General features: G+C 73.7%; 7 protein-coding genes. 4 read left to right on the top strand and 3 right to left on the bottom strand.

The features are described from left to right. Together LX83_RS34805 and LX83_RS34800 are read right to left on the bottom strand one after the other, a co-directional pair. On the bottom strand, positions 1-557 hold a 557-nt coding region (locus LX83_RS34805), incomplete at its 3' end, for an Hsp70 family protein (RefSeq protein WP_253779602.1). Positions 558-647: 90 nt separating this feature from the next. Further along, complete coding sequence (locus LX83_RS34800; protein WP_253779599.1) at positions 648-1,577, bottom strand: serine/threonine dehydratase; 930 nt, start codon at positions 1,575-1,577, stop codon at positions 648-650. Positions 1,578-1,690: 113 nt separating this feature from the next. Here LX83_RS34800 and LX83_RS34795 point away from each other — a divergent pair, with 113 nt between their 5' ends. Beyond that, positions 1,691-2,635: a LysR family transcriptional regulator gene (locus LX83_RS34795; RefSeq protein WP_253779596.1), complete on the top strand. Its 945-nt coding sequence runs from the start codon at positions 1,691-1,693 to the stop codon at positions 2,633-2,635. Here the strand turns inward: LX83_RS34795 and LX83_RS34790 are convergent. After that, positions 2,628-3,440, bottom strand: coding sequence for an SAM-dependent methyltransferase (locus tag LX83_RS34790; RefSeq protein ID WP_253779593.1), 813 nt, complete (start codon positions 3,438-3,440; stop codon positions 2,628-2,630). The genes LX83_RS34795 and LX83_RS34790 overlap by 8 nt on opposite strands. A gap of 92 nt (positions 3,441-3,532) precedes the next feature. Here LX83_RS34790 and LX83_RS34785 point away from each other — a divergent pair, with 92 nt between their 5' ends. The 3 genes from LX83_RS34785 to ligA all read left to right on the top strand — a co-directional run bounded on the left by LX83_RS34785 (position 3,533) and on the right by ligA (position 7,839). After that, positions 3,533-4,585 carry a methionine synthase gene (locus tag LX83_RS34785; protein ID WP_253779591.1) on the top strand — a complete coding sequence of 351 codons (1,053 nt, stop codon included), beginning with the start codon at positions 3,533-3,535 and terminating at the stop codon, positions 4,583-4,585. Positions 4,586-4,646: 61 nt separating this feature from the next. After that, on the top strand, positions 4,647-5,456 hold the full coding sequence (locus tag LX83_RS34780) for a hypothetical protein (protein WP_253779589.1): 810 nt from the start codon (positions 4,647-4,649) through the stop codon (positions 5,454-5,456). Positions 5,457-5,529: 73 nt separating this feature from the next. After that, complete coding sequence (gene ligA, locus LX83_RS34775; RefSeq protein WP_407649735.1) at positions 5,530-7,839, top strand: NAD-dependent DNA ligase LigA; 2,310 nt, start codon at positions 5,530-5,532, stop codon at positions 7,837-7,839. Positions 7,840-7,873 lie beyond the last annotated feature (34 nt).

Genomic DNA, 7,873 nt, shown 5'->3' with positions numbered 1-7,873 from the left:
TCGCCGATCTCCAGCAGGGACACGTCGAAGGTGCCGCCGCCGAGGTCGAAGACCAGGATGGTCTGTTCCTTCTCGCCCTTGTCCAGGCCGTAGGCCAGGGCCGCGGCGGTGGGCTCGTTGACGATGCGCAGCACGTTCAGGCCGGCGATCTGGCCGGCCTCCTTGGTGGCCTGACGCTGGGCGTCCTCGAAGTAGGCGGGCACGGTGATCACCGCGTCGGTGATCTCTTCACCGAGGTAGGCCTCGGCGTCGCGCTTGAGCTTCATGAGCACGCGCGCGGAGATCTCCTGCGGGGTGTACTTCTTGCCGTCGATCTCGCTGGTGGTCCAGGTGGTGCCGATGTGGCGTTTGACCGACCGGATGGTGCGGTCCACGTTGGTCACGGCCTGGTTCTTGGCCGACTGGCCCACCAGGACCTCGCCGTTCTTGGCGAAGGCCACGACCGAGGGAGTCGTGCGGGAACCCTCCGAGTTGGCGATCACCGTCGGCTCACCGCCCTCAAGGACAGCGACGACGGAGTTGGTCGTCCCCAGGTCGATGCCGACCGCTCGCGCCATGGCAACCTCCCAGAATTGATGCCGGTCGGCTCAAGTATGTGGGGTCGCCACGACGCAAGGCGAAAACCTGAGTCCAGTGGACTCAACTAACTAGACTGGCCGCCAGTCGGTGTTGGCGCCGCACAGCACAACGCAGGGCAGCTCACCCGGCACCTGACCGGCCAGGAACGCCGCGAACGGCACGGCCGCGGCCGGCTCCACGGCCAGCCGGAACTCCTCCCACAGCCGGTCCACGGCCGCCACCACGTCGGCGTCGCTGACCAGCACCGAGCGCACCGGGTAGCGGCTGAGCACGGAGAACGGCACGGCACCGACCCGGGTGGCGCCCAGCGCCGAGGCCGCCACCGACTCCACCGGGCTGTCCACCGGCTGGCCGGCGGCCAGTGCCTCGTGCAGGCAGCGGCAGTTCTCCGGCTCCACCGCCACGGTCAGCCGGCCGCCAACGGCCAGCGCGGTGCCGGCGGCCAGCCCGCCCCCGCCGACGGCCACGGCCACCGCGTCCACCTCGGGCACATCGGCGACCACCTCGGCCGCGGCCGTGCCCTGGCCGGCCACCACCAGGGGGTGGTCGTAGGCCTCCACGTACCGGCTGCCCGGTTCCGCCGCCTCGGCCCGCGCCGCCGCCGCGGCCGCCGCGTAGGTGGCGCCGTGGCGCACCACCCGCGCCCCGGCCGCCTGGATGCGCCTGACCTTGCTCTCCGGCGCGTGCTCCGGCACGAACACGGTGGCCGGCAGGCCCAGCACCGCCGCTGCCTCGGCCACGCCCAGACCGTGGTTGCCGCCCGAGGCGGTCACCACCCGTCGCGCTGGCGCGCCGTCCAGCAGGGTGTTCAGCGCGCCGCGCAGTTTGAACGACCCGGTGCGCTGCAGGTGCTCCAGCTTGAGGACGACGGGCCGGCCGGCCACCTCGGCCCGCAGCAGCGGGGTGCGGCGGATGTGCGGGCGGATCCGCCGCTCGGCCTCGGCCACCCAGGTGGGGTCCAACGCGCTGGTGGTGCTGGTGGTGCTGGTGCTGGTCATACCGGCGAGCCTGGCGGCCGCCGGCCATAATCGCCAGCGATGATCCCTGGCCTGGCATTAGCAGCGCTTAACCCCTCGCCGGCCGTTCCGGCTGGCCAGGCGGGGGGAGTGGCGTGACCATCGACGCCAACCGGCTGCGCGTGCTGGTGGAGATCGCCCACGCCGGCTCGATCGCGGCCGCCGCCCAGCGCATGTCGTTCACCGCCTCCGCGCTGTCCCAGCAGGTCGCCAAGCTGGAGCGGGAACTGGGCGGCCAACTGCTGGAACGCCACCCCGGCGGGGTCCGGCTCACCCCGGCCGGTCAGGCCCTGGTCGGCCACGGCGAGGTGGTGCTCGGCGAGCTGCGCGCGGCCGAACACGCGGTCCGCGCGGTGCTCGGCGCGGCCCCGCAGACCCTGGCCATCGGCGCGTTCGCCACCGCGGCCAAGGTGCTGCTGCCCGACGCGCTGGCCGCGTTCCGCCGCGACCACCCGAGGGCCCGGCTGTCCCTGCTGGACCTGGAGCCGCCCGCCGGCTACGGCCTGGTCACCTCCGGTGACCTGGACCTGCTCATCACCCACCGGTACCCGGGCATGCCCCTGCCCGGGCTGGGCGGCCTGCACCGGCACCGGCTGCTGGCCGACCCGCTGCGCCTGGTGCTGCCCGCCACCCACCCGGCGGCGAGGCGGTCGGCCCGGCCGCGCCTGGCGGAGCTGGCCGGCGAGGACTGGATCAGCGGCGGTCACGGCGTGCCCAACCGCGTCTGCCTGACCACCCTGGCCGGCAGAGCCGGCTTCGAACCGGCGGTCGCCTACGAGACCGGCGACTACGAGGTCACCCTGGCGCTGCTCACCGCCGGCCTGGGCATCGCACTGGTGCCGGCCAGCGTGCTCACCGCAGCCAACACCCACGGGCTGGCCGTGCGCGCGCTGGCCGGGGCCAGCCCGGCCAGGCAGATCCACCTGGTGCACCGGCGCCGACCCACCGCGCTGGCCGCCGCCATGGCCGGGCTGCTGCACCGGGTGGCCGGCGCCGTCGCCGCCCGGAGCGGACCGCCGGACGCGGATGGCCTCAGCTGACCAGCCGGCCGACCGCGCCGTAGGCCAGGCTCCGCTCCGGGTGCTCGCCCACGTCCTCGGGCCGCTCCGGCCGCCACTGGTCCAGGTACACCACCCCGGGCTCGACGACCTCGAAACCGGCGAACAGCGCGGTGAACTCGTCCCTGCTGCGCGGCTGCCCCGGGTTCTGGCTGGTCGCGTACAGCTCGGCCACCTCGCGCAGCGCGTCGGGCTGGTCGTCGCCGGTGATGTGCGTGATGGCCACGTGGCTGCCCGGCGCCAGCGCCTCCCGGTAGCTGGCCAGGATCTCCGCCGGGCGGTCCGCGTCGGGGACGTAGTGCAGCACCGCGCACAGCAGCAGCCCGATCGGCTGGTCGAAGTCGAGCAGCGCCCTGGTCTCCCGCGCGTCGAGCACCCCGGCCGGGTCGCGGAAGTCGGCCTCGACGATCTCGGCGTTGGGCTCGTCGGACAGCAGGAGTTCGCTGTGCGCGACGGCCACCGGCTCGTTGTCCACGTAGACGACCCGGATGTCCGGGTCGAGCTGCTGGGCGATCTGGTGGGTGTTGCCCACCGTGGGGATGCCCGCGCCGATGTCCAGGAACTGCCGGATTCCCGCCGCCACCAGGTAGCGCACGGCGCGGCGCAGGAACGCCCGGTTGGCCAGCGCGGTCGCGCGGATCTGCGGTGCCACCGCCAACACCTTCCTGGCCAGCTCCCGGTCGGCCGCGAAGTTGTTGGATCCGCCCAGGTAGTAGTCGTACAGGCGGGCCGAACTGGGCGTAACCAGGTCGATGTTCCGGGGAATCCAGTGATCCCTGTTCACCATGCTCGCAGCGTAGCGACTGTTGATCATCGGGCCGGGCCGGTGTGCGCGGGGCCGGCGACCGGGCGGCGGCCCGACCGGCGACACTTGTGCGCGTGGAACAAACGCCTCCGCCTGCCCGGCCCAGCCTGACCGGGATCGCCACGGGAATCGGGTCGCTGCCGGGCACCGACCCGCTCGAGGCCGCCCGCGTCGTGCTCGGTGAACTGCCCGACCTGCCGCACCTGCCCGAACTGCCGGCCCGGGGAGTCGGCGCCGACCTGCTCGGCCGCACCGCGGGGCTGCTGGTGGACCTGGCCGTCGAGGTGGTGCCCTCCGGCTACCGGACCACGACCAAGCCGGGCCGGGACCACCGCCGCGCCGTCGACCTGCTGCGCCGCGACCTGGACGCGCTGGAGGAAGTGGTCGAACGGGCCGGCGCCCACCCCGAGCTGGTCAAGGTCCAGCTGGCCGGACCGTGGACGCTGGCCGCCGGCGTGGAGCTGCCGCGCGGCCACCGCGTGCTCACCGACCCGGGCGCGCTGCGCGAGTTCACCGAGTCGCTGGCCGAGGGGCTGCGCCAGCACGTCACCGAGGTGGCCAGGCGCACCGGCGCCACCGTGGTGGTGCAGCTGGACGAGCCGAGCCTGCCCGCGGTGCTGGCCGGCGCCCTGCCCACCCCGTCCGGCTACGGCACCGTGCCGGCCGTGCCCACCCCAGAGGCCAGGGCCGTGCTGGCCGGCGTGGTCGAGGCCGCCGCGGCCGTGTCCGGCGCGCCCGTGGTCGTGCACTGCTGCGCCCGCCGGCCACCGGTGACCCTGCTGCGCGAGGCCGGCGCCGACGTGATCGCGTTCGACCTCACCCAACTCGACGCGGACGCCACCGCCACCTGGGACGAACTGGGTGAGGCCTGGCAGGAGGGCAGCACCCTGGCGCTGGGCCTGGTGCCCGGCACCGATCCGGGCGCGCCCGCCGACCTGCGCGCGGTGGCCCAACCCGCGCTGCGCCTGGCCGACCGGCTCGGCTTCGCCCGCTCGGTGCTGGCCACCCAGGCACTGGCCACCCCGTGCTGCGGCCTGGCCGGCGCCACCGCCAGCTGGCTGCGTCGGGCCCTGTCGCTGACCCGGGACGTGGCCAAGGCCTTTGTCGAGCCGCCCGAGGGGTGGTGAACCGCGGGCGAACCTGGCGAACCCGCCCACCCCGGTCGGCCGTTCGGGGGACAATGCCCGCATGAGGTGGTTCGGCAGGCGGAACAGGGCGGGGCAGCAGGCCGAGCGGACGCGGCAGGCCGGTCGGGACGGCGCGACCGGCATTGGCGTGCACCTGCCCAACCCGGTCGAGGCGGCGGAACGGTTCTGGCGGCGCTGGGAGGACATCCTGCCCACGGTCAGCGCCGCACTGGGCGACCGGGAGCCGCACCGGGTGGAGAACCTGCTCTGCGAGGCCGTCGCCGAGATCCACCCCGACCTGCACTTCTCCATCGAACGCGGGCAGTTCGCGGTGTACGCGCTGGTGCTCAGCGGCCAGGAGGACCCGAGGCTGCGCCCCTACACCGACGCGTGGATCGCGGCGGCGCCACCGGACAACACCATCTGGGAGTTCCACGACTCGGTGCCGCCGGTGCCCGACCCCACCGGCGTCGCCGTGAACCTGGCCGGCCACCGGCTCGCCCTGGCCGACTTCCGGGTGGTCGCCCAGGTGGACCAGGCCGAGGGCGTGGTGGACGTGGCCGTGCACCACCCGCTGCTGCGCGACCTGGACGAGGCCAGTCGGGCCGCCATGACGTTCCTGCCGCTGGACGCCACCCTCGGCGAGCGCCTGGCCGGCGAGCGGCTGCGCCGGGTGGAGACGGCCGAGAACGAGCCGGAGAACACCATCACCCTGCTGGAACTGCGGGACCTGGTGCGCGAGCTGGCCGGGCCGGCGGCGACCTCCGGCCGCCGCCCCACCTTCGCCGCAGAGCCGGCAACCGAGCCGGGCGGGGCCACCCCGGGGACGGGACCGGCGGCGGCACCGGACGACGATTCCGCCGCGTCCTGACCCCGGCCGCCCACCCGACCAGGTCACACCTGTTGAGCAGCGGTTTGTCGGGGGTAGTCGTTAGTCTCGCGGTGTGACCAGCAGTGAGCGATCCAGCAGTGTCGACCCCGGTCGGGACGAGGCCGGTCGGGACGAGTCAGGGGCGGAGTTCGACGCCGGCCTGCCCCCGGCCGGAGCGGTGGACCAGGCCGAAGGTCTCGAAGACGTGCCGGCCGACGTGCGGGAGCGGCACGGCCAGCTCGCCGAGGAGATCCGCGGCCACCAGTTCCGCTACTACGTGCTGGACGCGCCCACCGTCTCCGACGGCGAGTTCGACGCGCTGCTGCGCCAGCTGGAGGAGCTGGAACAGGCCCACCCCGGGCTGGTCACCCCGGACTCACCCACCCAGCAGGTGGGCGGCACCTTCTCCACCGAGTTCACCGCCGTGGACCACCTGGAGCGGATGCTCAGCCTGGACAACGCCTTCGACGCCGACGAGCTGAACGCCTGGGCCGACCGGATCGACAAGGAGGTCGGCGCGGCCGCCCACTTCCTGTGCGAACTCAAGGTCGACGGCCTGGCGATCAACCTGCTGTACCGGGACGGCCGCCTGGTCAGGGCGCTGACCAGGGGCGACGGCCGCACCGGCGAGGACGTCACGCTGAACGTGCGCACCATGCGCGACGTGCCGGAACGGCTCACCGGCACAGCCGAGTTCCCGGTGCCCGCGCTGGTCGAGGTGCGCGGTGAGGTGTTCTTCTCGGTCGAGGAGTTCGCCGACCTGAACGCGCGCCTGGTGGAGGCGGGCAAGGCACCGTTCGCCAACCCGCGCAACGCCGCCGCCGGGTCGCTGCGGCAGAAGGACCCGAGGATCACCGCCACCCGGCCGCTGCGGCTGATCTGCCACGGCCTCGGCCGGCGCGAGGGCTTCGAACCGGCCCGGCAGTCCGAGGCCTACCAGGCGCTGCGCGCCTGGGGGCTGCCGGTGTCCGAACACACCCGGGTGCTGGACTCCATCGACGAGGTCTGGCAGCACATCCACTACTGGGGTGAACACCGCCACGCGGCCGAGCACGAGATCGACGGCATCGTCATCAAGGTCGACGAGGTGCCGCTGCAGCGCCGCCTGGGCATCACCTCGCGCGCACCCCGCTGGGCCATCGCCTACAAGTACGCGCCCGAGGAGGCCACGACCACGCTGGAGGACATCCAGGTCGGCGTGGGCCGCACCGGTCGGGTCACCCCGTTCGCGGTGATGACACCGGTCAAGGTGGCCGGCTCCACCGTGGCCAGGGCCACCCTGCACAACGCCGACGAGGTGCGGCGCAAGGGCGTGCTGATCGGCGACCGGGTGGTGATCCGCAAGGCCGGTGAGGTCATCCCCGAGGTGCTCGGCCCGATCGTGGACGCCCGCACCGGCGACGAGCGCGAGTTCGAGATGCCGCTCACCTGTCCCTCCTGCGGCACGCTGCTGCGCCCGGAGAAGGAGGGCGACGTCGACATCCGCTGCCCCAACAGCCAGTTCTGCGAGGACCAGCGCATCGAGCGGCTGTACTACGTGGCCAGCCGCCGGGTGCTGGACATCGAGGTGTTCGGCTACGAGGCGGCCACCGCCCTGGTGCAGGCCGGGGTGCTGGCCGACGAGGGCGACCTGTTCTCCCTCGACGAGGACAAGCTGGCCCGGACCGACCTGTTCCGCACCGACTCGGGCGAGCTGTCGGCCAACGCGCACAAGCTGCTGGCCAACCTGGACACGGCCAAGGACCGGCCGCTGTGGCGGTACCTGGTCGCGCTGTCCATCCGGCACGTCGGCCCCATCGCGGCGCGCGCCCTGGCCAGGGAGTTCGGCTCGCTGGACCGGATCGCGCAGGCCGGCGAGGAGGAGCTGGCCTCGGTCGACGGGGTCGGCCCGACCATCGCCGCGTCGGTGCGCGAGTGGTTCGAGGTCGACTGGCACCGCGAGATCGTGGAGAAGTGGCGGCGGGCTGGCGTGCGGCTGGCCGAGGAGCGGGACGTCTCGATCCCCCGGTTCCTGGCGGGCATGTCCGTGGTCGTCACCGGCACCCTGCACGGCTTCTCCCGGGAGGAGGCCAAGGAGGCGATCATGGCCAGGGGCGGCAAGGCCGCCGGCTCGGTGTCCAAGAAGACCGCGTTCGTGGTGGTCGGCGACGCGCCGGGCAGCAAGTACGACAAGGCGGTCCAGTTGAAGGTGCCCGTGCTCGACGAGGACGGGTTCCGGGTGCTGCTCGACCAGGGGCCGGAAGCGGCCAGCGCCCTGGCGATCAACCCGGCGGAGCCCATCCCGGAGGAGTCCTCCCCGGGTGAATCCTCCCCGGGTGAGTCCTCCCCGGGTGAGCCCGAACCGACCCCGGGTGGATCCACACCGGAGCCGGCCGGGGCCTGACCCCTCGGCTGGCGCCCTGTTGACGGGTCAGGAG

Origin of the sequence: Goodfellowiella coeruleoviolacea, from assembly GCF_024171785.1 — a bacterium.
Lineage (GTDB): Bacteria > Actinomycetota > Actinomycetes > Mycobacteriales > Pseudonocardiaceae > Goodfellowiella > Goodfellowiella coeruleoviolacea.
The sequence above is the reverse complement of the archived record's forward strand: the minus strand, read 5'-3'. Positions and strand labels throughout refer to the sequence as shown.